Here is a 25,418-nt window from a genome sequence, read left to right as displayed (position 1 = left end):
ACGGGATGCTTTTTTACTGTGCCGGGGCGGCCGCCTTGGCTTGCCGCCACAGCGCCAGCCCTGCGGCGGCAAGCCCCACGCTGATCCAGCCGGAGACCGACAGCGGGCCGATAATCCCCCGGTAAGCGTCATACCGCAAGCGTTCCAGCGCAAACCGCAGCACGGCGTACAGGATCAAATACAGCGCCAGCACCCGCACCGGCCGGCCGGTGCGCGCCGCATACCGCGTCAGAACCGCGAAAATGGCCAGGTCTCCCGCAGCCTCGTAAAGCTGCACGGGCAGCAGGGCGGTCCCGTGCGGCGCAACCGGCGACGCGTCAAAATACAGCCCCCACGGCGGCGGGGCGGGGACGCCGTAGCAGCACCCGGCCATAAAGCACCCGACACGGCCAAACGCATGCGCCAGCGGCACCGCGGGCACTGCGGCGGGCAGGAACCCCGCAAGGCGCAGCCGGTACCGCCGCGCATAGAGCGCCGCGCCTGCAACCGCGCCGCACAGGCCGCCGTAAAACACCAGCCCGCCGAACACATAGGCGCGCAGGAACCGTACCGGGTCGCGCAGCAGGAGCACCATATTCGCCGCCATGGCGGGCAGGTTGACGAGCGCATACAGGAGCTGCGCCCCGGCGAGCATCCCGATCACCCCATAGAGGTACAGGAAGCAGCAGTCGTCCCGGTCAAGGCCAAGGCGCGCGCCCCGCAGCACCGTGTACAGCCAGCCGAGCAGCACGCCCGCAACCCCGCAGAGCGCGTAAACCGGCACCGTCCTGCCCAGCACCGTCAGATAGGGAAACATTCCTACACCTCCAAAAAAGAAGGGAGAGGCGCGCCTCTCCCTTTCCCGCTTTTCAGTTGAATGCGCCGGCCGCGCTGATCGCGCCGATGCAGGCCACGCAGGCGACAAAGAAAATCGCGCCGAAAATCAGGGACAGCAGCGACAGGACGAAGCCCGCGGTCTGGATGCCGCCCTCCGCGCCTTCCTTCTTTGCGTTTGACGCCAGCACCAGGCCGACGATGCCGAGGATCACGGACACGATGGCCGTATACCCGAAGAACCAGAAGACCACGCCGATGATGCCGCACACCATGCTGGCGATGGACGCGTTCTTGCCCGGCGTGTCCCCGCCCGGCGCCTGGTTCATAGGTGCCTGATTATTTTCCATACTTTTATCCCCCTACAACGATGACGTCTGCCGCAAAACGCGGCACCCCCCTATGATTCGCGCAAATCCGCGCAAAAGCTCACCGTCAGTATACGTGCTTTCCGCCTGTTTGTCAAGAACTTCCTATCAGGCCAGGCGGACGCGCCGCAGCAGTACCAGCCCGGCCACGAGGGTCGCAAGCTCGGTAAGCGGCACGGCCAGCCAGATGGCCTGCCCGCCGAAAACCGCGGGGAGCGCAAGCACAAAGAGCAGCGGCAGGGCGATGCCGCGCAGCACGGTCACCGTGAGCGACGGCACCGGCCGTACGACGGACTGGAAATAGGTGCTGAAAAACAGGTTCAGCCCCATCGGCACGAATGCCGGGAAATAGGTGCGCAGCACCGGCACCCCCTCCGCCAGCAGCGCCGCGTCCGGCTCGACGAACAGCCCGATCAGCACCTGCGGCATCCAGTACGCCGTCGAAGCCAGCAGCACGCCGAAGGCCAGCACGGTCAAGACCCCCATGCGGCGCACCGCGTACACACGGCCATACAGCTTCGCGCCGTAGTTTGCCGCAAGCACGGGCTGGGCGGCCTGCGATACGCCGTTAAAGAGCGACATGCATACCAGCGCGCAGTTGGCAATGACGCTGTAGATGACGACGCCGCCCCGCCCGATGTAGCGCAGGAGCTGGTGGTTAAACGAAAAGGTGATTATGCCCGCCGCGCCCTCGATCAGGAAGCTGGGCGCGCCGCACGGCAGGATCTGCCCGAGCATCTTGAGCGATACGGCCTTGCGGGAAAAGCGCAGCCCGTTCCCCGCCGAAAGGAAGTGCGTCAACAGCAGCAGTACCGTCAGCGTATTGCCCATAACGGTCGCAGCCGCGCCGCCCGCCATCCCCATGCCGAGATGGAAAATAAAAATATAGTCAAAAATGATATTGAGCACCGCGCCGCCCAGCACGGCGGCCATGGCGCGCTTGGGGTCGCGGTCGTTGCGTACAAAAGCCTGCAAAAAGGTGGAGAACAGGAAAACCGGCGCAAAATGCGCCATGTAAGANCGTTCTGCCGGTAATAGACGCGATCCATAAGCTGCGCGAGCGGGTTGTCCGCCGTGCCCGGCCAGCCTTTGTAGCCGCCAACCGTCATGGTAAAGCCGGCCATGGCCGCGGCACGCCGGTGCTGCATGGCGATGATCTCCTCGTTGGCGCCGACCGCGCAGCGCACCATGCTGCGCACCTCGACCTGCCCGCTCCCGTTAACGGTCACGCGCCCCAGGTTGGAGGACGAGCCGACCCGGCCGGGGAGGTAGGCGTCCATGGAGTAGACGCCGTTATAGATCAGGATGCAAAGGTCGAGCGTGGCGCGCATGTCCGCGTCCGACCAGACGCGCGGCGGCAGCGCACAGGGCGACAGCCGTACCCGGCCACCCGGGTCGGTAACGGAGAACATATCCGAAACCCGCTGCTGGAACGTGAACGCGGCGCGCTCCATCTCTTCCGCGTACCGCGACGGCGCGACCAGCACGGCTTCGCTGGCGAATGGGATCGCGTTGTGCGCCGTGCCGCCGTCAAACGACGCGAGCGCAAACGGCACGCGCTGCGACAGTTCGGTCAAGAACACGCTGAGGAGCTTGATCGTGTTGGCGCGCCCCTTGTCGATATCATACCCCGAGTGGCCGCCGCGGAAGCCGTCGAGCGACAGCCGCCAGGCGCGGTCGCCGGGCGGCACGGCCGTGTGCAGGGGGCGCAGATAGGTTTCGCGCCGCCCCCCGGACGAGGAAACGACAACGTCGCCCTGCTGGAAGCCGTCGGTATTGATCAGGTAGCGCACATCCGAAACGTATTTTTTGTCCATGTGCAGCGCGCCCTTCAGGCCGACCTCCTCGCCGGTGGTAAACAGCAGGCGCACCGGCCCATGCGCGGTGTTCGGATGTGAAAGCAGGTAAAGCGCGGCGGCGTTGCCGATGCCGCAGTCCGCGCCGAGCGAGGACGCGCCGTTCGTACACAGGCAGCCGTCGCGCACCAGCGCAATCACCGGGTCGCGCGCCGCGTTGAACGCGCTGTGCGGCGCGGCCGCGCACACCATGTCCATATGCCCCTGTACCGCCGTCAGCGGCGCGCCCTCGCAGCCCGGCGTGGGCGGCAGGTCCGCGATCACGTTCAGGCTGTCGTCGCGCACCGGCGACAGCCCCATGCGGCGGAGCCTGTCCATCAGGTAATCGGAGGCCTGTTGCTCATTGCCCGAACCGTGCGGCATGTCGCACAGGCCGAGGAACTCCCAGAGCACGCCGTCGATAATCCGCTCGTCCCGGTCGGGCTGCATATAAATCCGCTCAAATTGCATGTTGCCATCCCCTTCCGCCGCCTGCCTTTGCAAGGCGTTTTTCTTTAAGAGTACCATATCCGCAGCACCCGCGTAAAGGGGCAACCGGCCTTTCCGTCATCTGTCATCCGCAGCAAAAAAACTATTGACAGCGTGTAATCCGTATGATAAAATGACAATTGCTTATCGGGCAAAGGATCCGGAGAGGTATCGAAGTGGTCATAACGAGGCGGTCTTGAAAACCGTTTGTCCGAAAGGGCGCGTGGGTTCGAATCCCACCCTCTCCGCCAATTTTTTTTGGCGGAGCCAACCATATACTTGACATGTGGAGACGTACCCAAGCTGGTGAAGGGGCTCCCCTGCTAAGGGAGTAGGTCGAGAAATCGGCGCGAGAGTTCAAATCTCTCCGTCTCCGCCAAAAAAGAAGTCTGAGAAATCAGGCTTCTTTTCTTTTTTACGTATTCAGGCAGCCTTACGGGCCGCGCTGTTTCAGGCTGTTTCCCCATGCTTCCCGGCACAGGGGAAAAAGGCGCGCATATGCCATGGCATATGCGCGCCTTTTTGCGTCTTACCGCCGTATTTTGCAAACTGCTTATTCCGCGCTGATGGTATCGGCAATGGACAGCTCCCGGATGCGCTTTGCCGGCCCGCGCACCGCGGCAAAGGACGTCACCGCTACGATGGCGACGATGAGGGCGAGCGCGCCCAGCGGCGCCTGCCACGGGTCGCCCCAACGGAAGGAGACCATTTTTTCAAACAGGAACCGGTGCAGCGGCAGCCCAAGGATGCAGCCGGCCACGCTCCCGGCCACGGCGTATGCCGCGGCCTCCGCCGTGACCATGCGCACGAGCTGATGGCCGCCCATACCGACCGCCCGCATCGCGCCGTATTGCCGCATCCACGCAGATACGCTCATGGCCAGGCTGTTGATAATATTGCACACGGTAATCAGGGCGATCAGCGCCAAAAAGCCGTATACGAACAGCGCGAACGCCAAATACGCCCCGGTCGCTTCCGCGTTGCCCGCGCGACGGTCGGAAAAGCGGACGCCCTCCCCCGCCAACGCGCGGATCGCCTGCACGTCCGCATCGGTGGCGCGGCCTGTGAGCTGCATATCGATCACCGTATAGCCGCCGTCCCCCATCAGCCGACGGAAGGTGCCCTCCGAACAGATCAGGTCCCCAAAGCCGTTGCCGCTGGAAAACGGGCTGTCCGACAGCATGCCCGTGACGCGTAGGGTGTGGGACGCCCCATTGCAGTCCAGCGTGACGGTATCGCCGACCCGGAACGGATTTTCCGGGCTATATACCGTCAGCACGGCGTCCGTCCCCCGCTCCGTTTCCTGCACCGAACCCTCCAGCAAGGCCTTCTCCGCCCAGCGGAACTGGGGCGCGTCATAGGAAATGAGGTCGGCCGTGCCCGCCTGCCCACCGGTAACAGCGGGCACATCAAAGGCAAACATGCGGCCATAGACACGCGCGACGGCCGGATTTTCCCCCAGCGTTTCCAGAAGGCCGCCCCGCACGGAGCGGGTGTTATCCGCGCTGATGATGGACAGGTCAGGCGTGGCGGGGTTCAGCGGCGTAACCGCATGGTCCATAAAGCTGATTAGCGCGGAGAAGGACAGGAACAGCACGATACTGAGCGCAAAGGAACCCACCATCAGGGCAAAGTTCTTACGGCTGGCCATTGCGTGATGGATGCCGAGCGCCGTGTCCACATGCAGCCGCTTCGCGCCCACCGCGTGCCGGGCAGGCGCGGCCGCATCCGCGTTGCCGGATACCGCGGTCAAGGGTGATACCCGCGCCGCACGCCGCGCAGGCGCGCGGGCGGCCAGCAGCACGGTGAGCAGCCCGACCACCACGCCTGCGGCGATACTCGGGACGCTAACCGCAATCACCGGCATCTCCGCGAAAAAGTAGGGGCTGAGTGCGCGCAACACCGCACATAGCACCCAAATCAGCACGACGCCAATGCCCACGCCGAGCGGGATGGCGAACTGGCACCAGGACAGCGCCTCGCACCGCACCAGCCGGATCACCTGCTTGGGGGTTGCGCCGATGCAGCGCAGCATCCCGAAAAACTGCGTGCGCTGCGCCACATTGCTGTTTAGGCTGCTCGCAATCATCATGATACCAGCCAGGAGGACGAGCACAAACAGCACCCCTGCCGTGGCATAGAGGCACAGCATCATCGGGTCGCCGCTCTGCCCCATCACGCCGAGCAGCCTTACGTTCTGCCCTACCTGCGCATCGGGGATTTGCAGTTGGGACTGGATATCCGCAATCGCCTTTTGTATGTTACAGTAAGGCGTAAACTGCACGTAATACATCCCCGGGTTCGCTGCCGCGCCCTCCGCGTCCGCCCACGGGATGGCGCGGAACTGCCCCGTGGACAGGAACACCCCGACGCAGTCGTACCGCAGCATCATCGCGGTATTGTCCGCAAAGCCGCACACGGCCAGGGGCAGGGTACGGCCTTCCGGCATGTTAACCGTCACGGTATCGCCCAGCCGCAGCCCGAGCGTTTCCTTTGCGTTCTGCGTCAGTACCGCTTCCTGCCCGCCGGTGGGGAAATGCCCCTCCGTCAGCGCGGTATCTATATAGATATCGCTCAAAAAATCCTCGTCAAAGCCGCATATGGCCACGGTCTTACCATTTATGGAATACGTCGGCTCCGCCTTATAGTTGACCGCATCGTACCACGACATCGCCGCCACGTCCGGCCGCGCCGCGATCATTGCGGCATCCGTATCGCTGATGTTTTGAAAGTTTGCGTGCCAGTTGCCATCCGTTTTGTAGGACTGTATTTTCTGGCTGCGGAGAAACATGTCCGCCATGCCGAAAATCGCGGTCACGAGCAGCACGCTCAGGACGATGCAAAATACCGACATCCGGTTTTGCCGCCTATGCGCCCGGGCGGCAACCGGCACCAAATCCAAATAGCGTTTCATTCCCGCACCCCGCCCAGATCGGAGAGCACGCCGTCCGTCACCCGCAGCACGCGGTCGCAGGCCGCGGCCAGGTTTACGTTATGCGTAATCATCAGGATGGTCTGCTGGAAGCGGCGCGAAGCCTGTACCAGCAGCTCCATCACGTCCCGGCTGTTTTTGCTGTCCAGGTTGCCCGTCGGCTCGTCGGCCAGGATGAGCATGGGCTTCATCATCAGCGCCCGCCCGATCGCCACGCGCTGCTGCTGGCCACCGGAAAGCTGGCTGGGCAGGTGGCGGCGGCGGTCGGAGAGCCCTAGCACCTGCAAGACCTCCTCAACGCGCTTTTGATCCGGCCTTTGATAATCCAGCAGCATCGGGAATGCGATATTCTGCTCCACATCCAGCTCGCCCACAAGCTGGAACGACTGGAACACGAAACCGATATTGCGGCGGCGGAAAACCGTGCGCTCCTGCTCCTTCATCGCAAACAGGTCCTGCCCGTCCAGCAGCACCCGCCCGGAGGTGGGCTGGTCCAACCCGCCGATACAATTGAGCAGCGTGCTCTTCCCCGAGCCGGACTCGCCGATCACGGCCGCGAACTCGCCCTTTTCCAGGCGCAGGGACACATCCCGCAGCGCTTCCACGCGCGTCTCCCCCTGGCCGTAGGTTTTGCAGAGCTTTTCTACCTGTAAAATTTCCATTTGAAAAGAAACCTCCTTTATATGGGAAGTTTAACACGCCCGGCTTACAATCCAGTGAATCCCAGCTTACGGTTCCGTAAGGAAGGAGGCGGTAAAGCGCGCGCCCATACCCGGCGCGCTCCACACGCACAGGGCGCCGCCCTGCCCTTCTATAATGGCTTTCGCAAGCGGCAGCCCCAGCCCTACGCCCTGCGTATCCAGCGAATGGCTGCTGCGGTAAAAGCGTTTGAAGATATGGTGGATGTCCTCCGGGGCGATGCCGCACCCGTCGTCCGTGACCGTTATACGCGTCACCGCGGCGGTGCGTTCCCAGGAAACCTCCACCCGCCCGCCTGCCGCCGTGTGGTCGAGCGCATTTTTGACCAAGTTGCCGACAGCCTCCGCCGTCCAATCCAGATCGCACAGGAGCCACGCCGCCGGGTCGCCGCGCAGGGCAAGCGCCTTGTGCTCCCGCGCCGCCCGCGTCACAAGCTCCGCCGTGGCGCGCTTCGCCAGGCTCCGGAGATCGGCCCGCGCCTTTTCAAACACGATGCCGCCCGCATCCAACCGTGTAATTTTGAGCAGCGCCTGGATCAGCCCCTCCATGCGCGCCAGCGCGCCGGCCATCTTCCCGGAAAACGCCGCCACCACGGCCTCGTCCCCGGCGTCGCCTTGTATGATCTCCTGATACATCCGCAGGGCGGCAAGCGGCGTTTTAAGCTGGTGGGAGATATCCGAAATAGCGTCCTTCAGGAACTCCTTTGCCCGGTGCTCCGCCTCCCCCTTGGATTGCAGCGCGGAGGCCAGGCCGTCCACCGCGGCGCACAGCCGCGCGAACGCGCCTTCCCCCACGCGGGGCAGGTGCGTCCCAAAATCGCCGGATGCAAAACGGCGGACGGCCTGCTCCGCATTCTGGCACCGGCGCTCCCACCCGCGCAGGAACCGCAGGGCGGCAAACAGGAGCGCCGCCGCACACAGCGCGACGCCCGCCAGCAGCCTCACCGCCGTCTGCCTCGCAAACGCGCGCAGGGCGGGAAGCAGGTGGGGCGGGGTGTGCGCCGTACGCCCTATCCGGGACAGGAAGGCCGCCCCGCGCCCGCTGTCCGCATCATGCGAAATAGCGGCCGCCACGACCTCCGGCGCCACCGCGCTGCCAAGCAGCGCGTCCGCGACCTGCCGCTCCCGCGTAAGCAGGAGCCGTTCCGCCGCCCGCGCCTGCGCCATGCAAAACAGGGCGCCCAGGATAACGGCCAGCGCGCACACCCATGAAACCGCAAACAGGTACCGCCGTGCCTGCCTGTCCTGTAAAAAGCTCATGCCTGCCCCCCGTCCCATTGGTATCCAAAACCGCGCACCGTGCGCAGATGCCTTGGCTGCGATGGGTTATCTTCAATCTTTTCGCGCAGGCGGCGGATATATACGGAGACCGTGTTGTCATCCACGTAGTTCCCGTTCTGATCCCACAAGGCCTCCAAAATACGCTGCCGGGATACGACGCGACCCGCATTGCGCAGCAGCAGGCAGAGCAGCTTGTACTCGCCCAGGGTCAATTCGAGCGGCCTGCCCCGGAGCAATGCGCGCCCGCCCAGCAGGTCGACCGTCACGCCGCCGCTGCATAGGGTTTGCCCCTCCTCGGCCTTGCCCGTGCGGCGCAGCAGCGCGCGGATGCGCGAAAACAGCTCGCCCATCCGGAAAGGCTTTGTGATATAGTCGTCGCCGCCGCAATCCAGGCCGCGGATGATATTGACTTCCTCGTCCGCCGCCGTCAGGAAAATGATCGGCGCCTTGCCGCCCCGCCCGCGCAACCATTCGCACAGGGAAAAGCCCGTACCGTCCGGCAGGGCCACGTCAAGCAGCAGCAGGTCATACGCCCCGCGCTCCAAGAGGGCTTTCGCCTCCCGCACCGTCCGCGCGACGTCGAACGCATAGCCGTTTTTGCGCAGCGCGTATTCCAGCCCATCGACCAGGCTGATATCGTCCTCCAATAGCAGCAGCTTTTCCATCGTCTCCGCCTCCATACGCTTGTTTTTTCTCATTATAGCAGCAAAGCCGCCCGCCGCACAGCACTTTTGCGCAAGCTTACAAAACCGTAAGGCGCCCCTCGGTCAAATGCACCTGGCGATGCGCGGCAAGAAGCCCCTGCGGCCTTTCATGGCCGCAGGGGCTTCTTCCATCCAATCCGGGGGACCGTTTTTGAAAACACGTTGCATAGGAGCGCCGCATGGCACTGCCATGCAATCCGATTGGCGCATCCCCGTCGCTTCCTCATTTTCCCGGGTCACCGGCCGTCCCTTTAATCTACTGGGAACCACATTCGCGCGCAAAACCCATCCTGCGTCCGCACGGCCTCAAATCGCCCGCCGTGATCCTCCATGATCTTTTCGCAGGTTTTCAGCCCGATCTCCGTGCTCTCCACCCTGCGGCTGTCCTTGGCGACGCGGTTGCAGAGGCTGACCACCAGCCCGCCGCCTTCCTGCGCATAGCCGACCGATACCGCCGCCCTATGGTCGGCGTACTTTTCAACATTCGTAAACAGGTTGGTAAACAGGCGGCGGAACAGGCCGATATTGACGCGCAGCCGGCAGGCCGGGCACACGCCCTCCCGCACGATCTGGAAGCCCCCGCTCTCCAGGTCGAACAGGCCTTCCTCGACCACCTGGCTCAGCAGTTCGCGCCCGTCAACCTCCTCCAGCCCGACCGTACGGCTTGTCGTGTCATAAACCAGGAAGTATTCAAACAGCTTGTCGGACAGCGCCTTGATCTGGTAGGCCTTGCGGCGGCCAACCTCGATAAAATGCTTTTCCTGCTCCGGGCTGTCGCACTTGCCCCCGCAGATCAAATCCAGATAGCCGATGAGCGCCGTCAGCGGGGAGCGCAGGTCATGGCTCATCGCGGTCACCAGCGCGTGGTTTGCCGCGCGCGCCGCCGCCTCCCCCTGTTCCCGCTCAATAATGGAGCGCCGCATATCGTCGATCCCCTGCGCCAGGCTGGCCAGCTCGTCGCTGCCGCGTACGGTGATTTGGTAGTGCAGGTCGCCGCCCTCCAGGATCTTCAGCTCCCGTTCCAGCTGCGCGATATAGGCCGTTTTGCGCCGGATCAGCAGGATGAGCACAATCGCGACCACAACGCCCGCCACGGCGGCGGCCGCAACGTTTACAAGGAGGTAATAGTACTCTTCAAAGTAGAAATAGAATTCCGCGACCGCCGTGCCGTCTGAAAACCGGATCGGGAAGCTCATCCGGCCGGGGCTATAGCCGGCCTCCGTATCGTTGGTGATGCCAACATCGTCGATCACCATGCCCGTCGCGTAGATAAGGCGGTTTCCCTGCCAGAGCATCAGGAGACGACCGGGCATGGTATTTACGAACGTATCCAGGGCTTTGGGATCCGTCATGGACAGGCCGTGCGCGTCCGCGTAATCCTGAAGCTGCCCCGCGCTTTTCCTGGCGCTTTGCTCATAATAGGCGGGGTCGCTCAGCCGCTGGTCGAGGATAGAATACAGCCCTGTGCGCAGCGGCAGGTAGATGCACAGCCCCGCCAGCAGCGCAATGAGCGCGCCCAGCACTAGTTCGGCGCCCAGCTTCCGGATATGGAACCGTTTATTCAATGCAGTACCCCTTCCCCCACACGTTTTTTATGTAGCGCGGGTTCCTCGAGTCATCCTCCAGCTTTTTGCGCAGGTTGCGGATGTGTACCATAATGGTATTGTTCCCGCTATAATAGTAGGGCTCCTGCCAGATGCGCTCATAGATTTCCTGCGCGCTGAAGGTGCGCCGGCGGTTCTGCGCGAGCAGCAGCAGGATGCGGTATTCCAAATCGGTCAGGGCGACCGGTTCGCCGTTATGCCGCACTTCGTTCCGGTCGGCGCGGATGGACAGGCCGGGCAGCGCGACCGCACCGGCCTCCTGCGCCGCCTCGCCTTTCCCGCGGTAGACCTGGTAGCGCCGTAGGATCGCTTTGACGCGCGCGGTCAGCTCCGCATAGGAAAAGGGCTTGGCGAGATAATCGTCCGCCCCCGCGGAAAACCCCATGGCCTTGTCGGAATCCTGGCTTTTCGCGGTCAGGAACAGGATGGGCGCCGTGGAGTTCTTACGGATTTCGGCGCAGGCCGCAATCCCGGAGCGCCCCGGCATCATCACATCCAGGATGATCAGGTCGACCGAAGGGTCCATTTTCGCGACCGCCTCGTCCCCGTTTTCCGCCTCCACCACCTCATAGCCCTCGCTGGCCAGCAGCAGCCGGATGACCTCGCGGATCTCCGGGTCGTCGTCCGCAAACAGGATTTTTGTTTTTGCCACATGCTCCACCCCTTCCGTCCTTTTTACTCATTATAGCGCAAGCGCGGCCTAATTTCTACCGCGGCGTGGCGACGATGACGCGGATGCGCCCGCCCTCGCTGTCCGGCGCGTCATAATATGCCTTCATATTGTAAACCGCAGGGTCCAGCTCGTTGCGGTCGGCCTTGTGATACTGCTGGTCCTTATAGATATATGCCGTGGCGTTGTCCCAGATGGTATGCGTCTCACCCGCCCCCTTAAGCGTCACGCCGCTGATGCTGTCTACCCGGTCTACCTTGCCAAGCTGCACGATGCGCTTTAGCTGGCCATCCTGCGTTTCGATGCGCGCAGGCCCCGGTTTTGCGCCGAGCACGCGGTCTGCCAGGCTGTAAGCCGTCGTTTCCCCGTTTACCAGCACACGGTATGCCGCGCGCAAGGACTGGCCGTCGTTCTCCTCCTTCGCGGAAAGGACGACGCCGTAGCGGTACTGGTCGCCGGTCACCCCCTTGAGGATGAGTGCGGAAACCTCGCCCGCCGCGTTCTTTTCACTGTACAGTACATCTTCACTGCGCAGGGTCAAGCCGTCCAGGCGGCTCAGGTATACCTTCACGGCCGCGCCGTCGGCAACGTCCAGGATGCGTATATCGGGCGCGGCTGGCGATTGGCCCACCCTGCGCCCCTTGTCAGACACCTTGCCGATGACGGCCTGGTTCTGGCGGAGGGACTCTATTTTAACGCCCCCCGAGGGAAAGCTCACGCGCACGAGGCTGCCCACGCTGCGCTTCTGCGCCGCCTTGACGGTATAGCTTTGCCCATCCAGCCCCAGCACGGTCACGGTGGCCGCCTCGTACGGCGCGCCGTTGGCCGACGTATAGGGCGAGGTGCCCGCCGCCGTCACCACGCCGATGATCTCGGTGCTGAGGGCTTCCGCCGCGTAGGCGGCCGCCACTTCCCCGCCGCGCCCAAGCAGCAGGGTGACCACGGAGCCGATGGGAAGCCCGCCGCCGGTGCCGAGCTGGCTTTTCGCCGCCGCGCCGCCGACCTTGTATTCCGTGCCGGACACGGTCACGGCCTCGGGCGCCTCCTTGTCGGGCGCGGCCTTTTCATAGGTGCCAGAGACCTTGCGCGCATATGCCCACACCGTGCGGCTGCCCTTGGCGTAATAGAGCACGTCCCAGGGCTGGATCGCGTCCGCATCCGCCGCCGTGTCGTTGCGGTACACCGCCGCGGGCGTAAACGGCAACATGCCCTGCGCGCCGCCCGCCGGCACCACGAACGGCCCCTCGGTGGCGGGCTGCAGCATCGCGCCTACATCCGGCTTGCCGTCCTTATCCACCTTATAGCCGGCCACCTCGGCATACTTTTTATCGCCCCCTTTGGCCTTCGCCCCCAGCAAGTTATAGAACAGGTAGGTACAGTCGGACAGCGTCAGGCCGGATAACGCGGCGGCGTGCACGCCGTCGGACAGCCCCATGGACTGGGCGAGCGCCATCTGCCCGTCGGGATAGCCGCCGGAAAAGTCCCCGCTGCCATAACCCAGGAGGGCGAGCACCGCGGTCGCGCCCTCCGCCGCTGTGACCGCCTGGCCAGGATGGAAGGTGCCGTCCAGGTAGCCGGTCATCCAGCCCTCCTGCACCGCGGTCTTGATATAGCTCGCATAGGCATGCGTGTAGGGGACGTCCCGGTACGGGGAGGCGTTGCCCGTGGGGGAAACCGTGCCCTTGCGCGCCGAAGCGGAAACCAGCATTTTGGCAAACTCGCCCCGGGTCACCGGGCGGGTGAAATTTGCCTCCCCTGCGTCCATAACGCCCATTTCTACCGCCACCCTGCGCACCGTCTCCGGGGCTTCGGCCGCCTGTGCGGGCAGCACGAGCAGCGTAAGCGCCGTCGCCGCGCACAGCACGGCGGAAAGCATCCTTTTCATCTTCATTCTCCTTTAATCGTATTTGAGCGCGTCGATGGGGTTCATCTGCGCCGCCTTCCTGGCGGGCATAAATCCAAAAAACACGCCGATGATGACGGAAATCCCGAAGGATACGGCTACCGCGTCCAGCGCGGGCGCCATCGCCATCTTCATGATGATCCCGGCCGCAAACGTGCCGGCGACGCCGACCGCAATGCCGAGCAGGCCGCCGACGGTGGAGGTCACAGCCGATTCGATGATAAACTGGTTTAAAACGTCCCGTTCCTTCGCACCCAGGGATTTGCGTATGCCGATTTCACGGGTGCGTTCGGTGACGGAGACCAGCATGATATTCATGATGCCGATGCCGCCGACCAGCAGCGAAATCGCCGCTACGCCCACGAGCACCATGGTCAGCGTACCGTTCATCTTATTGACCGAATTTACGATTTGCTGGTTATCCATAATGTAAAAGGCGTCGTTGCTGCGGTACACGCCGTACAGCATTTCCTGCAGGATACGCCTGCCTTCGCGGTTCTGCGAGGCGTCCTTTGTGGCGAAGACAAAGCTTGATACCGTGCCGCCGAGCTGCCGCGCCTGGGAGTAGGGCAGCAGGATCTGGTCGTCCTCCGACCCGCGGCTGCCGTTGCCCCGCTGCGCCAGTACGCCCACGATGGTATACGCGTCGCCGTTGATCTTGACGGCCTGCCCGACAGCCTTGCCGCCGAACGCCGTGCGGGCCAGGTACGGCCCCACGACGCAGACCTTGCCGCGCTCCTTGACGTCCATATAGCCCAGGAACCGCCCTGCGCCCATCTCCAGCTTTTCCACCTGCTGGTACTGCTCGCTTACGCCGGCCAACTTGGTGGAGGGATACACCTTGGTACCGACGGATACGCCCGCCGATACATCCACACGCGGGCTCATCGACCCAAAAACATCCCGGTGCCCGCGGTAAAGCCCCTCGAGGTCGGCCACGCCTACCGTGCGGGACGATTCCCCTAGCCCAAAGATGGACACCTCCAGGCGGTTTGTCCCCATCTTGGTAAACTCGGACAGCATCTGCTGCGACATGCCCTGCATAATGGATACCAGGATGATGACCGACGCCACGCCGATGATGATGCCGAGCATGGTCAGCAGCGAACGGAGCTTGCTGCCCGCAAGGCTCTTGAGCGCCATGTGCAGGGACTGGCGGAGGCTCATCCGACCACCCCTTCCGCAAACTGTACGCGCGCCGCGTCGACCGCCGGGCCGTCATAGACCACGCGGCCGTCCTGCAGGCGGATAATGCGCTGCGCCTCGGCCGCGATGCCGTTGTCGTGCGTGATCAGGACGATGGTGTTGCCGCCCGCGTTCAGGTTTTTGAGGAAATCGAGCACTTCCCGGCTCGTGCGGCTGTCGAGCGCGCCGGTCGGTTCGTCGGCGAGGATGACCGACGGGTCGCCCGCCAGCGCGCGGGCGATGGATACGCGCTGCTGCTGGCCGCCGGAGAGCTGGCTCGGCAGGTTCTTGCATTTGCCCTCCAGCCCTACCCGCGCGAGCGCTTCCCGGGCGCGGCGGGCACGCTCCGCCGGGGGGATGCGCGCGTACAGCAGCGGGAGTTCCACGTTTTCCTGCACGCTCAGTTTGGGCAGCAGGTTATATTGCTGGAACACGAAGCCAAGCATTTTATTGCGGAACTCCGCCTGCTCATTCTTGTCCAGCGTGGCGGTATCCCGCCCGTTCAGGTAATAGTGCCCATGGGTGGGCACGTCCAGGCAGCCGATGATATTCATACAGGTGGACTTGCCCGAACCGGACTGCCCGACGATCGCCACAAACTCGCCCTTGCAGATCTTGAAGGAAACGCCGTCGGCCGCACGGACCTCGGAATCGCCCATTTGATAAATCTTATCTATTTTTTCAAACTCAATCAGGGTATTGACGTCATGGATTTTCATTGTGTGCCTCCTTAGCCCAGCATAAGCTCATCGCCGCCCATTTCGCCGCCTTCGCCCATACCGCCGGGATCAGGCGAGGGCGGGGCTTCTGCCGGCACAAACACTTCGTCGCCTTCCTCCAGGCCGGCCTTGATTTCCACGTGGTCGCCGTCGGATACGCCGGTTCCCACCTTGACGCTGTGGAAGCCCTGGGGCACGCCGTCCTCCGGCGGATAGTCCCCGCCCGCCTTGTTGCGGGCATACACCACATCCCCATACTGCACGGCCGCAACCGGCACGGCCAGCGCGTTATCCGCCTTGGCCACCACGATGGCGGCGTTTACGTTCATGCCGGGGAGCAGCTCTTTCGGGGGATTTTCGATTTTCACGGTGACCGGATAGGCGGTCTTGCCCTTTTCGGTATTGCCCGCCATGCTGATTTTGGTGACCGTGCCGTCGAACGTGCGCCCGTCGAGCGCGTCGACGCGCACCGTGACGGCCTGCCCCACGGAAACCTTGCTCACGTCCAGCTCGTCGAGCGGGATCGTAAAGACCAGCGCGGACAGGTCGTAAATGACCGCCATGGAGTTGGTGCCGGAACCGCTCCCGAGGGAGTCCCCGGCCTTGACCTCGCGGCTGACCACCGTACCCGAAATCGGGGCGGTGATATTAAAATGATCCAGCCCCGCCCGCGCGTTCATCAGGTTTACCTCGGCCTGCTGGATGGCGATCGAGTTATTTTCCTGCTGGTTTTGCAGCGCGGTGCTGGAAAGCCGCGCGACCACGTCGCCCGCGGCCACCTTCCCGCCCTTCCTGACCTCGAGCCGGGCAACCTTGCCGGACACGCCCGCGGTCACCGTGCTTTCCGCACTGTACGCGAAGGCTGCCCCGCCATTGCCCGCCACGCCGCCGATCACCGCGGTGCCGGAAGCGGCGGGGGAGAGCGCGCCCGGGTTCGGGATGGATATCGTCACGTTGCGCGTGACCTGGAACCCCTCGCCCACGGTCTCGGCGGCGTCAACCTCCTTGACCGTGCCCGCCACCGTCTGGAAGTTTCCGTTTACCGTGACCGACGCGGCCTGCCCCACGCGGAAGCCCGCGGCGTCCGTGGCGTTGAAGGGCACGGTGAGCAGCATTACCGCGCTGTTGCGGATGGTGGCAATCTTGGCGCCCGCCTCGACCTGCTCGCCCACCTTGACAAAGACCTCGGTCACCGCGCCGGATTCCTCCGCGCGGACGGTGGCCTTGCCCAGTTCCTCGGCTTGCTGCCCCGCGGCCAGCTGCGCCTGCCGCAGGGAAAGCTGTGCCTGCTCAATATTCTTGTTGGCCTCGCTCGGGTCGATCCGGTAAAGGAGTTGCCCCTTTTGCACCGTGTCCCCTTCCTCAAAGGTGCATTCCAGCACCTTCCCCGTGACGAGCGGGGTGATCTTAAACTGCTCGGCCGGCGCGAGCGTACCGGTGCCGGTCAGCGTACGGATCAGGCTCTGGCGGGTAACCGGCACGGCCTGCGCCCCGCCGGCGTCTGTGCCTTTGGGCGTTACCAAGTGCATAACGCCCGCCGCGCCCCCGGCGACCAGCACCGCCGCGAGGACGAGCGCCGTGATGCGGCGGGAACGGCGTTTTGCGGGAGCCGCCCCGTCCTGCGCTTTTTCCTTCTTTAAAAATTTCATCGTATCATACCTCTCTGTATCGTACATTCCCATCGCAGGGGGTGTCCCTTAATGCTGTGTATTATACGGAAAGGTACTTTTTTCCGCCATAGTTTTTAAGTATTCTTAAGGAACCTTTAGAAAGCGGGCAGTCGGGCGCGCAAACAGGCCGGGACGCGCAAAGGGCAGCGGTAAAACCGCTGCCCTTCATACGCCTTTGGCCGCCCGTCAATCGTTCGGCTCCTGATAAAAATTGCCGCTGACCTGGTCGGTGCGGATCTGGTTGATAAAAGCGTGCGGGTCTGCCTGCCGCACCTGCCGCAGGATGCCCTTGACCTGGTCCTTCGTGATGACGGTGTACAGCATCGTGCGCTCCTCGCCGTTATAAAGGCCGACGCCCCGGAACAGCGTGGCGCTGTGCCGCGTGTTGCGGATCTGCTGGTACACCGATTCGGATTGGTTCGTGATGATCAGCAGCGTCACGCGCTGGTAACGCAGGTTGAGCATGTGCACGATCTGCGTAGACGCAAACTGGAAGATGATCGAATAAAGCGCCTTGTCCCAGCCGAACATCGCGCCCGCGATGAGCAGCATGACGACGTTCCCCATGAAAATATAGTTCCATGCGTCCACATTACGCTGCTGCGACAGCGCAACGGCAATAAAGTCCGTGCCGCCGCTGGTCGCGCGCCCCATCAGGCACAGGCTAATGGCGAAGCCGTTGATCAGGCCGCCGAAAATACAGATCAGCAGCACGTCATTCGTGATCGGGATGGAGGGCAGCAGGTCGGTCAGCGCGCTCGTCAGGACGATCATGTAGCACGAATAGGCCGAGAAGCGCCGGCCGATAAACCGGAAGCTGACCGCGGCCGGGATGGCGTTCAGCACAAGGTTGATCACCGTAAACGGCAGCGAAAGCCCGGCAAAGCGCGCCGCGCTGCGCTGGATCAGCAGCGTCAGGCCGTTGAAGCCGCCGGGGAACAGCCCGCCCGCGTCGACAAAGCTCTTGATATTGACCGCCATCACGACCGAAGCCAGGGTGATCAGCAGCAACCGCCGGATTTCACGCCCCCACCGGATGCCGGGACCTGTCTTTTTCATTCCCCCACCTCCCTGATACCCATATCATACCATCCCTCTCGCGCCGTGTACAGGCAAACGCCGCGATTTTTGCATTTTTAGGTCTACTGCCGCGTGCGGATTTGTGATATCATAATGGTATCCGTTTGGCGCCGCGCGCGCCTATTTTAACCGCAAAGGAGCCTTTCCCTATGGCCGATGCACGGCAAATACTACAACAATATTTTGGCTACGACGATTTCCGCCCCGGGCAGGCCGAGCTTGTGGACACGCTCCTCGCCGGGCGGGACGTGCTCGGCGTGATGCCGACTGGCGCGGGCAAGTCGCTGTGCTACCAGGTGCCCGCCCTGCTGCTGCCCGGTGTCACCCTCGTCATTTCGCCCCTGATCTCCCTGATGGCCGACCAAGTGAATGCGCTGCGCGAATCCGGCGTGCCCGCCGCCTACCTCAACAGCACCCTGACCCCCGCGCAGCAGTCCACGGTGCTCCGCCGCGCAGCGCAGGGGCAGTACCGCCTGCTCTATGTCGCGCCGGAGCGCCTGGACACGCCCGCCTTCCTGGCGCTTGCCCAGCGCGTCCCCATCCCGCTCGTCGCGGTCGACGAGGCGCACTGTATCTCCCAGTGGGGGCAGGACTTCCGGCCGAGCTACCTGCGCATCCCGGATTTCCTCCGTCAGCTTCCCGCCCGCCCCGTCCTCGGCGCGTTTACCGCGACGGCGGCAGCCGATGTGCGCGCGGACATCGCGCAGCTCCTTGGCCTGCACGAGCCGCTCACCCTTACGACGGGCTTTGACCGCCCAAACCTCTATTTTGAGGTACAGCACCCGGTCAACAAGCCCGCCGCCCTTAAAAAGCTGCTGGAAGGCCGCCGCGGCCTGAGCGGCATCGTCTACTGCGCGACGCGCAAGTCCGTCGAGGAGGTCGCCGCCCTGGTGTGCGGCTGGGGTTTCGACGCGGCCTGTTACCATGCGGGCATGGACGCGGACAGCCGCCGCCGGAGCCAGGAGGACTTCCTCTTTGACCGCCGGACGGTCATGGTCGCGACGAACGCCTTCGGCATGGGCATCGACAAATCCAACGTGGCGTTCGTCATCCATTACAACATGCCCAAAAACATGGAAAGCTATTACCAGGAGGCCGGCCGCGCCGGGCGCGACGGTTCCCCCGCGGACTGCATCCTGCTTTACAGCCCGCAGGACGTGCGCACCGGGCAGTTTTTCATCGAGCACAGCCGGGACGCGGATGAGGCGCTCGACGAGGAGACCCGCCGCACCGTGCTGGAGCGCGAACGCGAACGCCTGCGGCAGATGGCGTTTTACTGCGCCACGACCGATTGCCTGCGCCATTTCATCCTGCGCTACTTCGGGGAACATACGCAGGGCTATTGCGGCAACTGTTCAAACTGCAATACGCAGTTTGAAACCGTGGACGCGACCATCGACGCGCAAAAGATCGTCTCCTGCGTCTACCGCCTGGCCGAGCGCCGCCGCACGGTCGGCAAGGCGCTGATTGCCGATATCCTGCACGGCGCGCGCACGGAACGTATCCTGGAGGCCGGGTTCGACACCTTGTCCACTTACGGGATCATGCAGGAAATGCCGGTGCGCCGCATCCGCTACCTGCTCGACCGCCTGATCGGCGCGGGATACCTGTCCGTTTCCGAGGGCGAATACCCGGTGGTAACCCTGTGCCCGCGGTCGGATGAGATTATCCGTGCGCGCGGCCCTTTCATCATCCGCGTACCGCAGGATATGGCGCCGCGCAAGGCCGCGCGCGCCGAAGCCCCGTCCGGCGCGCTGATGGATGCGCTCAAGCAGCTCCGCAAGCAGATTGCCACGCGGGGCGGCCGCCCGGCCTACACGGTCTTTACGGACGCCTCGCTCGCGGACATGTGCCGCAAGCTGCCCGAAAACCGGGAAGAGTTCCTGTCCGTATCGGGCGTAGGCCAGTCCAAGGCGGACAAATACGGGGAGGCGTTCCTCGCCTGCATCAAAGAACACCTATCTGCGCCGGCAAATTAACGCCGGCAATGGCAGGCCCCCACGGTAAACCGTGGGGGCCGTTCCCATTAAACGCGGTAGCAGACGCGTACCCAGCGGCAACGCCAGCGGGACGCATTATCGCTATTCGATCCGTTATTGTTGCAGTTGCAACAGCAGCGGCAGCAATGGCAGCAACAGCAGCAGCAACGGCATCTGTTAGACGGGCAGCACATACATTTCCCCTCCTTTATCTGAGATATGTAGCCTCGCCCATCTGCTTTATCCTACGCCGCCGCAAGCATAACTGTGCATCCCCTGGCCGCCTTTTCCCTTGCGGGCAAAAAAGCCGCCGCCCGCGGCTTCTGCCGGGAAGCGGAAGCAGGAGACGCCCTCCCTGTCTCCCGCTTGCTGCAATGCACTTGTCCCGCCGCACGTTTGCGTTTATAATAAAATGAAAGTGTAGCTCACAGGAGGGTACCCATTATGCCGTCAATCAACCTGCTCACCAAACCGGCCTCTTCCGCCTGCAATATGCGTTGCCGGTACTGCTTTTACCATGCCATCGCCGAAGCCCGTGAAACCGCTTTTGAGGGCATGCTTTCGGATGAAATGCTTGAAAACCTGATCCGCAGCGGATTGGAATACGCCGATACGCTTTGTTCCTTCGCCTTCCAGGGCGGCGAGCCCACGCTGGCGGGGCTGCCTTTTTATCAAAAAGCCGTCGCGTTGCAGCGAAAATACGCCCGGGACGGTGTCAGGGTCTCCAACGCCTTGCAGACCAACGGCCTGCTGATCGACGAAGCGTGGGCGCAGTTTTTGCATGACGAGCATTTCCTTGTCGGGCTGTCGCTTGACGGCCCGGCGGACATCCACAACCGCAACCGCGTTACCGCGGATGGCAAGGGCACATGGAACCGCGTGATGCACGCCGCCCGTCTGTTTGACCGCTATCAGGTCGAATATAACATCTTGTGCGTCGTTACCGGTGCGAACGCCAAGGCGATCGAAAAAATATACCATTTTTACCGCAAGCAGGGTTTCCGTTACCTCCAGTTCATCCCCTGCCTTGAACCGCTCGGCCAGGCGCGCGGGAGCGAACCGTACCACCTTTCCGTCAAAGAATACGGCGAGTTCCTGATCCGTATTTTCGACCTGTGGTATGCCGACTTTATACGGGGCGATTATGTCAGCATCCGTCACTTGGACAACTGGTTGCTGCTCGCGCTGGGCGACGCGCCCGAAGCGTGCAACATGTGCGGGAAATGCAGCATCCAGTTCGTGGTCGAAGGTGACGGCGGCGTGTACCCTTGCGACTTCTATGTCTACGACGAATGGCGGCTGGGCACGCTGGGGGACCATCCGCTGGAAACGTTGGGCGCCTGCGATACAGCCAAACGGTTCCTTGCCAGCTCCCACCCCATCCCCCAGCAGTGCCGTGCATGCCGGTGGGGCGCGCTATGCCGGAACGGTTGCCGGCGCGACCGCGTCCCCCAGGCGGACGGGGACGCGCCGCTCAACTTCTATTGCGAAGCCATCCGCGCCTTTTTTTCCGCGCGGGAGGCACAATTTATGGACGCCGCCCGCCGCATCCTCCAGCGCCGCACCGCCCCCCGATAAACCTATATATATGGCAAGGCCCCGGATGTTCCCATTAGGAGCATCCGGGGCCTTGCTGTATTGAGGAGAGGGAAGAACGAGCAGTTTAATGCTGTAAATAGCCTTGCGCCCATGTTTTCTGCGCAGGCGGAAAGTGGTCTGCCATGTATGCAAGGCGCCGCCGCGCCTCGTCCACCGTTCCCAGGTATGCGGGGTCGCCCACCCGGTTGACGGTTTCACACGGGTCTATCCTGTAATCGTAATACTCTTCGACGGGCGTTTCGCCCAGCCGATAGCCTAAATATTTGATGTATTTCCCTGTTTCGGCCGTAATGCACTGCCACGCGTTCGAACGGCCGCGGCCGCCGCGGGAGCGGACGGTTTCTTCGGGCGATATCCCAGGCCCGCGCTCTTCCGTAAAATCGCATTCGGAAAAAGCGAAATCTCTTACCTTATCCGCTTCGCCCCTTAGGATGGGCAGCAGGGATCGGCTCGGGATGATGTCGTTATACGCAGGCCATGCCCGGCTGAGCGCTTTTTCCGGCGTAAGCCCCGCCCAATCAAGGATGGTCGCCGCAAGGTCGCTCAGCTCTACCGGGGAAGTGTTTTCGCCTATCGCGCCTGCGCCCGGCAGACGGATGCAGAGCGGCACATTGAGCGCCTGCCTCCACGGTACGCCCTTTTGCAGCATATAATGGTCACCCAGCATATCCCCATGGTCGGAGGTGAACAGGACCAGCGTGTCGTCCAGCATGCCGCGCTCCTCCAGGATGCCGAGGAGCAGGCCGATCTGGTCGTCGATGAGCCGCAGCATGGCTTTGGCCGAACGCCGCTGCCGCCACAGGGCTTCCTTCTGCCCGTCTGTCAGCACCTGCCCGTCGGGCAGGAGGAAATCGTCCTCCCGCTCCATCGGGAACATGTCCAGATACCGCTGCGGCGCTTCATAGGGCTTGTGCGGCCCGCAGAACGACGCTTTCATAAAAAACGGCTTCTCTTTGTCATGTCCGCGCAAGTACCCGGCTGCGACGCGGCCAGTCACCACGTCCACGTAATCCCCTTCGTCAAACCCCCAGGGAAGCGCCTTATCGTAATTATGGTTGGCCGTATCGCCGTTTATCCCACCGCAGGCGGCCATAAAGTCGCGCACCTGCCCCAGGATCCCTTTATCGTCCAGATATTTGGCGTAGTGGTCATAACACTTGTCGAGCTGTTGTTTGCCGGCCGTTTCCCAGACATAATCATAACCATACGCCTTCATAGCCTCCCGCATTTCGTAGAGCGGCATCCCCATGCCCCGCGGCGTGTCCCACGGGTGGGTCTGTGTATAGTGGAACTTGCCCACGCCATACGTGACGTAGCTTGCCTTTTGCAGCGCCTGCATCATGGTCGGGATCTGGGGGAACAGGTCTCCGGACATGGTCAGCATGCCGATTTGGCGGGCGTAGCGCCCTGTGATCAGCGAGGTGCGCGCGGGCGTGCAGATGGGGTTGGTGGTCTGGCAGCAGGAGAACCAGCCGCCCTCGCGCGCAAGGCGGTCAAGGTTCGGCATAACCGCCTTGCCACCCGGCGCATAGCCGACGTAATCGGCACGCTGCTGGTCGGTCATCAATAGCAAAATGTTTTTGGGCATGGCGGTCACAGCCCCAGCCGTTCAAATTGCTCGGCCGGCGCGTCATGCGCGGCCAGCGCGTCGCGCAGCTTTTGTACAATCCCGGCTTCCAGCGGCGCATCGTGGATCGGATGCGCCTGCTCGTAATCGGTTTCGATGTCGAATAGCAACGTTTCCTCATTAAAGGGGGAGCGGCCGACAAATTCCTGCGAAGCGTTGCCCCAATGGATGATATCCGCCGGGAACCGGTAGACCGGGTAATTGGTCCACGGCAGGAAGCGTCCCATTTCAATCCTGCCGTAATCGGCGACATCCACCGCGTCATTTGCGCCGTATATCTGCCGCAAAACGGTCGGCATGGCGGTATAGACGTAAAGCGGCTGGTTCTTTTCATCCTTTGCCGCACGGAAATAGGTATATTTCCCGTCCGTCCACGCAAGTTGCTTGCCGAAATAGCCGTAAATTGCGGCGTCGCGTACCTTTTCCGCTTCTCCGCGCATAAGCGGCAACAGGCTCCGCCCATGGATGGGATACTGCAAAACGTCCCCAGGGATACCGTAGTATTCCAAAACCGTCGGCAACACGTCGATGTTCTGCGTCACCGCGCTGCAGCGGCCGGGTTTAACGTCCGGCGCCGCGACCAGCAGCGGGATATGGAACACCTCGTTGTAGGGCGCCATGAAATTCTTGGCCATGTAGCCGTGTTCGCCCAAGTGGAAGCCATGGTCGGTCGTCAGGATGACCATGGTATCCTCCCACATGCTATATTTATCCAAAACGTCGAGGATCTCGCCCAGATGCCGGTCGGTCATTGTGGTCAGCGCCTTGCAGCGCCGGCGCAGGTGCGCCGTTTCCTCCGGGCTGAACTCATTCGGAGCGTAGGACGGGTGCGTATAGTCCGGCCCGTCGTAGTCGCCCTCCTTCTCATACAGGTCAAGATAATACTTCGGGCAGTCGTACGGCTCATGCGGGTCAAACGCCTCGACCCACAGGAAAAAGTTGTCCGCCTCGTGGTTTTGCTCCAGCCAATCGGCAGCATGCCACATGGTCTTGACGCTGGGATAATCGTACTCGGTGCGGAAATGCAGGCGGTTTTCCCGCTCCGCCTCCGACCATGTGCCCTTAAAGCCGGCAGGCGGCGTATCCGGGCGTTTGCCTTCCCCGCAAGGGCGCGTCCATACCGGGTCGCCTTCCTGCCCGCGGTTCACCTCCCACGCGGTGAAACCCCTGGTATAGTTTTCACCCCCGGGGATCAGGTAATGCGCATGGTCGGAAAACATCTGCGTATGGACGTTCCTTTCGCCCGACAGGATGCTCTGCAGGGATTGGTCGAACGGCTCCATCGCGCCCCACGGCTTTTCCAGAAAATTCAGCCGCCCGGTCATGATATCGCGGCGCGCCGGCATGCAGGGCGCGGAGCCGCACCAATGGCTGTCAAACACGACCGAACGGCGCGCCAGCCGGTCGATATTCGGCGTGATGGCCGGGTCGCTCCCGCCATAGGCGGACAGCATCCGCCGGTTGAGCGTGTCGCACAGAATAAATACGGTTTTCACGCGGTTTCCTCCTTTGCTACCACCATTTGATCAGTTCGGTCACATGTTCGCGCAGCTCCACAAAGTCCTGTGCCATAACGTCGCGCGGCAGCGGCAGCGGGTTTTGGATGACGGTCTTGATCGAGGTCGGTTTGTTGGTCAGCACCATGATGTTCTGGCCGAGGTAAACGGCCTCCTCGATATTGTGCGTGATGAACAGTACGGTCGTCTTGGTGCGCTCCCAAAGCTTGAGCAGCTCATCTTCCAGGCGGAAGCGCAAGTCGATGTCCAGCTGGCCGTAAGGCTCATCCATCAGCAACAGTTCGGGCTTAGTGGCAAACGCGCGCGCAATGACCACGCGCTGTAGCATCGATACCGATATTTGCGACGGATAATAGTCTGCAAATTTGGTCAGGCCGACGATGTCGAGCATTTCTGCCGCGCTCTCTTCCGCCTCTTTCTCGGGCACTTTCTTGATCTTGAGCCCCCACTTGACGTTTTCCTTGATAGTCAGCCATGGGTATGCAGAATACTCCTGGAATATATACGATATATTCTGTTTTTTCGGATCGACCGGGATACCGTTTACGAGGATTTCGCCCGCGGTCGGCACATATAACTTGGTCAACGTATTCAGGAAGGTGGTCTTGCCACAGCCCGTCGGGCCGACAATACACAAGAACTCGCCATCCTGCACCTCAAAATTCAGGTCGTCCAGCACGAGGAGATCGCCGAATTTCTTTGTCAGGTTCTGTACCTTGACCTTGGCTTCTTTTTTCCCTTGCAT

At 62.6% G+C, this 25,418-nt stretch carries 20 protein-coding genes and 2 tRNA genes; 4 read left to right on the top strand and 18 right to left on the bottom strand.

What is annotated here, in order from left to right; translation table 11 throughout:
• Positions 1 to 13 precede the first annotated feature (13 nt).
• The 4 genes from CZ203_RS13800 to CZ203_RS14325 all read right to left on the bottom strand — a co-directional run bounded on the left by CZ203_RS13800 (position 14) and on the right by CZ203_RS14325 (position 3,337).
• Positions 14 to 796, bottom strand: coding sequence for a prolipoprotein diacylglyceryl transferase (locus CZ203_RS13800; RefSeq protein WP_087066728.1), 783 nt, complete (start codon positions 794 to 796; stop codon positions 14 to 16).
• Positions 797 to 848: 52 nt separating this feature from the next.
• Positions 849 to 1,163, bottom strand: a complete 315-nt coding sequence (locus CZ203_RS13795; protein WP_087066726.1) for a DUF4190 domain-containing protein — start codon at positions 1,161 to 1,163, stop codon at positions 849 to 851.
• Between the two features lie 126 nt (positions 1,164 to 1,289).
• Positions 1,290 to 2,090, bottom strand: a complete 801-nt coding sequence (locus tag CZ203_RS14990; protein WP_207651271.1) for an MATE family efflux transporter — start codon at positions 2,088 to 2,090, stop codon at positions 1,290 to 1,292.
• The gene (locus tag CZ203_RS14325) at positions 1,997 to 3,337 is read right to left on the bottom strand and encodes a M28 family peptidase (RefSeq protein WP_456236207.1); all 1,341 of its coding nucleotides are present in this window, start codon (positions 3,335 to 3,337) and stop codon (positions 1,997 to 1,999) included. The genes CZ203_RS14990 and CZ203_RS14325 overlap by 94 nt, the downstream gene beginning before the upstream one ends.
• Positions 3,338 to 3,667: 330 nt before the next feature.
• On the opposite strand from CZ203_RS14325, the gene CZ203_RS13775 reads away from it, so the two are divergent.
• Both CZ203_RS13775 and CZ203_RS13770 read left to right on the top strand, forming a co-directional pair.
• Positions 3,668 to 3,756, top strand: a tRNA-Ser gene (locus CZ203_RS13775).
• A 37-nt stretch (positions 3,757 to 3,793) separates the two neighbouring features.
• Positions 3,794 to 3,884, top strand: a tRNA-Ser gene (locus tag CZ203_RS13770).
• A gap of 174 nt (positions 3,885 to 4,058) precedes the next feature.
• On the opposite strand, the gene CZ203_RS13765 is transcribed toward CZ203_RS13770, so the two are convergent.
• From CZ203_RS13765 to CZ203_RS13715, 11 genes are all read right to left on the bottom strand, one after another.
• On the bottom strand, positions 4,059 to 6,419 hold the full coding sequence (locus CZ203_RS13765) for an ABC transporter permease (RefSeq protein WP_087066717.1): 2,361 nt from the start codon (positions 6,417 to 6,419) through the stop codon (positions 4,059 to 4,061).
• On the bottom strand, positions 6,416 to 7,099 hold the full coding sequence (locus CZ203_RS13760) for an ABC transporter ATP-binding protein (protein ID WP_087066715.1): 684 nt from the start codon (positions 7,097 to 7,099) through the stop codon (positions 6,416 to 6,418). Before CZ203_RS13760 ends, CZ203_RS13765 begins: the two co-directional genes overlap by 4 nt.
• A 66-nt stretch (positions 7,100 to 7,165) precedes the next feature.
• Positions 7,166 to 8,395 carry a sensor histidine kinase gene (locus CZ203_RS13755; RefSeq protein ID WP_087066713.1) on the bottom strand — a complete coding sequence of 410 codons (1,230 nt, stop codon included), beginning with the start codon at positions 8,393 to 8,395 and terminating at the stop codon, positions 7,166 to 7,168.
• Positions 8,392 to 9,081, bottom strand: coding sequence for a response regulator transcription factor (locus tag CZ203_RS13750; RefSeq protein ID WP_087066711.1), 690 nt, complete (start codon positions 9,079 to 9,081; stop codon positions 8,392 to 8,394). Before CZ203_RS13750 ends, CZ203_RS13755 begins: the two co-directional genes overlap by 4 nt.
• A gap of 290 nt (positions 9,082 to 9,371) precedes the next feature.
• Positions 9,372 to 10,685: a HAMP domain-containing sensor histidine kinase gene (locus CZ203_RS13745; protein ID WP_087066709.1), complete on the bottom strand. Its 1,314-nt coding sequence runs from the start codon at positions 10,683 to 10,685 to the stop codon at positions 9,372 to 9,374.
• The gene (locus CZ203_RS13740; RefSeq protein WP_200809490.1) at positions 10,678 to 11,376 is read right to left on the bottom strand and encodes a response regulator transcription factor; all 699 of its coding nucleotides are present in this window, start codon (positions 11,374 to 11,376) and stop codon (positions 10,678 to 10,680) included. The genes CZ203_RS13745 and CZ203_RS13740 overlap by 8 nt, the downstream gene beginning before the upstream one ends.
• Positions 11,377 to 11,431: 55 nt before the next feature.
• A complete protein-coding gene (locus CZ203_RS13735) occupies positions 11,432 to 13,279 on the bottom strand; it encodes an S-layer homology domain-containing protein (RefSeq protein ID WP_159456541.1) in 1,848 nt (615 codons plus the stop codon).
• 12 nt (positions 13,280 to 13,291) lie between these two features.
• Positions 13,292 to 14,464, bottom strand: a complete 1,173-nt coding sequence (locus CZ203_RS13730) for an ABC transporter permease (RefSeq protein WP_087066702.1) — start codon at positions 14,462 to 14,464, stop codon at positions 13,292 to 13,294.
• Positions 14,461 to 15,201, bottom strand: coding sequence for an ABC transporter ATP-binding protein (locus CZ203_RS13725; protein ID WP_087066700.1), 741 nt, complete (start codon positions 15,199 to 15,201; stop codon positions 14,461 to 14,463). The genes CZ203_RS13730 and CZ203_RS13725 overlap by 4 nt, the downstream gene beginning before the upstream one ends.
• Positions 15,202 to 15,212: 11 nt before the next feature.
• Complete coding sequence (locus CZ203_RS13720) at positions 15,213 to 16,850, bottom strand: efflux RND transporter periplasmic adaptor subunit (RefSeq protein ID WP_159456540.1); 1,638 nt, start codon at positions 16,848 to 16,850, stop codon at positions 15,213 to 15,215.
• 207 nt (positions 16,851 to 17,057) lie between these two features.
• Positions 17,058 to 17,930 (bottom strand): YitT family protein, encoded by an 873-nt coding sequence (locus CZ203_RS13715; protein WP_087066696.1) that lies wholly within the window; start codon positions 17,928 to 17,930, stop codon positions 17,058 to 17,060.
• Positions 17,931 to 18,100: 170 nt separating this feature from the next.
• On the opposite strand from CZ203_RS13715, the gene recQ reads away from it, so the two are divergent.
• Positions 18,101 to 19,930: a DNA helicase RecQ gene (gene recQ, locus CZ203_RS13710; protein ID WP_087066694.1), complete on the top strand. Its 1,830-nt coding sequence runs from the start codon at positions 18,101 to 18,103 to the stop codon at positions 19,928 to 19,930.
• A 444-nt stretch (positions 19,931 to 20,374) separates the two neighbouring features.
• Positions 20,375 to 21,508 carry an anaerobic sulfatase maturase gene (locus CZ203_RS13705; protein WP_087066692.1) on the top strand — a complete coding sequence of 378 codons (1,134 nt, stop codon included), beginning with the start codon at positions 20,375 to 20,377 and terminating at the stop codon, positions 21,506 to 21,508.
• Positions 21,509 to 21,593: 85 nt separating this feature from the next.
• On the opposite strand, the gene CZ203_RS13700 is transcribed toward CZ203_RS13705, so the two are convergent.
• The 3 genes from CZ203_RS13700 to CZ203_RS13690 are packed head-to-tail and all read right to left on the bottom strand — an operon-like array spanning position 21,594 to position 25,418.
• Positions 21,594 to 23,117 (bottom strand): sulfatase family protein, encoded by a 1,524-nt coding sequence (locus CZ203_RS13700; RefSeq protein WP_087066690.1) that lies wholly within the window; start codon positions 23,115 to 23,117, stop codon positions 21,594 to 21,596.
• Positions 23,118 to 23,122: 5 nt separating this feature from the next.
• Positions 23,123 to 24,652: a sulfatase gene (locus CZ203_RS13695; protein WP_087066688.1), complete on the bottom strand. Its 1,530-nt coding sequence runs from the start codon at positions 24,650 to 24,652 to the stop codon at positions 23,123 to 23,125.
• Between the two features lie 16 nt (positions 24,653 to 24,668).
• A complete protein-coding gene (locus CZ203_RS13690; protein WP_087066686.1) occupies positions 24,669 to 25,418 on the bottom strand; it encodes an ABC transporter ATP-binding protein in 750 nt (249 codons plus the stop codon).

Origin of the sequence: Intestinibacillus massiliensis (assembly GCF_900155735.1) — a bacterium.
Classification (GTDB): Bacteria; Bacillota; Clostridia; order Oscillospirales; family Butyricicoccaceae; genus Intestinibacillus; species Intestinibacillus massiliensis.
The sequence above is the reverse complement of the archived record's forward strand: the minus strand, read 5'-3'. Positions and strand labels throughout refer to the sequence as shown.

Bases quoted from the DNA above. Each gene is read 5' to 3' on its own strand.
- CZ203_RS13800 (WP_087066728.1), bottom strand. From the start codon at position 796: ATGTTTCCCTATCTGACGGTGCTGGGCAGGACGGTGCCGGTTTACGCG.
- CZ203_RS13795 (WP_087066726.1), bottom strand. From the start codon at position 1,163: ATGGAAAATAATCAGGCACCTATGAACCAGGCGCCGGGCGGGGACACG.
- CZ203_RS13765 (WP_087066717.1), bottom strand. From the start codon at position 6,419: ATGAAACGCTATTTGGATTTGGTGCCGGTTGCCGCCCGGGCGCATAGG.
- CZ203_RS13760 (WP_087066715.1), bottom strand. From the start codon at position 7,099: ATGGAAATTTTACAGGTAGAAAAGCTCTGCAAAACCTACGGCCAGGGG.
- CZ203_RS13755 (WP_087066713.1), bottom strand. From the start codon at position 8,395: ATGAGCTTTTTACAGGACAGGCAGGCACGGCGGTACCTGTTTGCGGTT.
- CZ203_RS13750 (WP_087066711.1), bottom strand. From the start codon at position 9,081: ATGGAAAAGCTGCTGCTATTGGAGGACGATATCAGCCTGGTCGATGGG.
- CZ203_RS13735 (WP_159456541.1), bottom strand. From the start codon at position 13,279: ATGAAAAGGATGCTTTCCGCCGTGCTGTGCGCGGCGACGGCGCTTACG.
- CZ203_RS13730 (WP_087066702.1), bottom strand. From the start codon at position 14,464: ATGAGCCTCCGCCAGTCCCTGCACATGGCGCTCAAGAGCCTTGCGGGC.
- CZ203_RS13725 (WP_087066700.1), bottom strand. From the start codon at position 15,201: ATGAAAATCCATGACGTCAATACCCTGATTGAGTTTGAAAAAATAGAT.
- CZ203_RS13720 (WP_159456540.1), bottom strand. From the start codon at position 16,850: ATGAAATTTTTAAAGAAGGAAAAAGCGCAGGACGGGGCGGCTCCCGCA.
- CZ203_RS13715 (WP_087066696.1), bottom strand. From the start codon at position 17,930: ATGAAAAAGACAGGTCCCGGCATCCGGTGGGGGCGTGAAATCCGGCGG.
- recQ (WP_087066694.1), top strand. From the start codon at position 18,101: ATGGCCGATGCACGGCAAATACTACAACAATATTTTGGCTACGACGAT.
- CZ203_RS13705 (WP_087066692.1), top strand. From the start codon at position 20,375: ATGCCGTCAATCAACCTGCTCACCAAACCGGCCTCTTCCGCCTGCAAT.
- CZ203_RS13700 (WP_087066690.1), bottom strand. From the start codon at position 23,117: ATGCCCAAAAACATTTTGCTATTGATGACCGACCAGCAGCGTGCCGAT.
- CZ203_RS13690 (WP_087066686.1), bottom strand. From the start codon at position 25,418: ATGCAAGGGAAAAAAGAAGCCAAGGTCAAGGTACAGAACCTGACAAAG.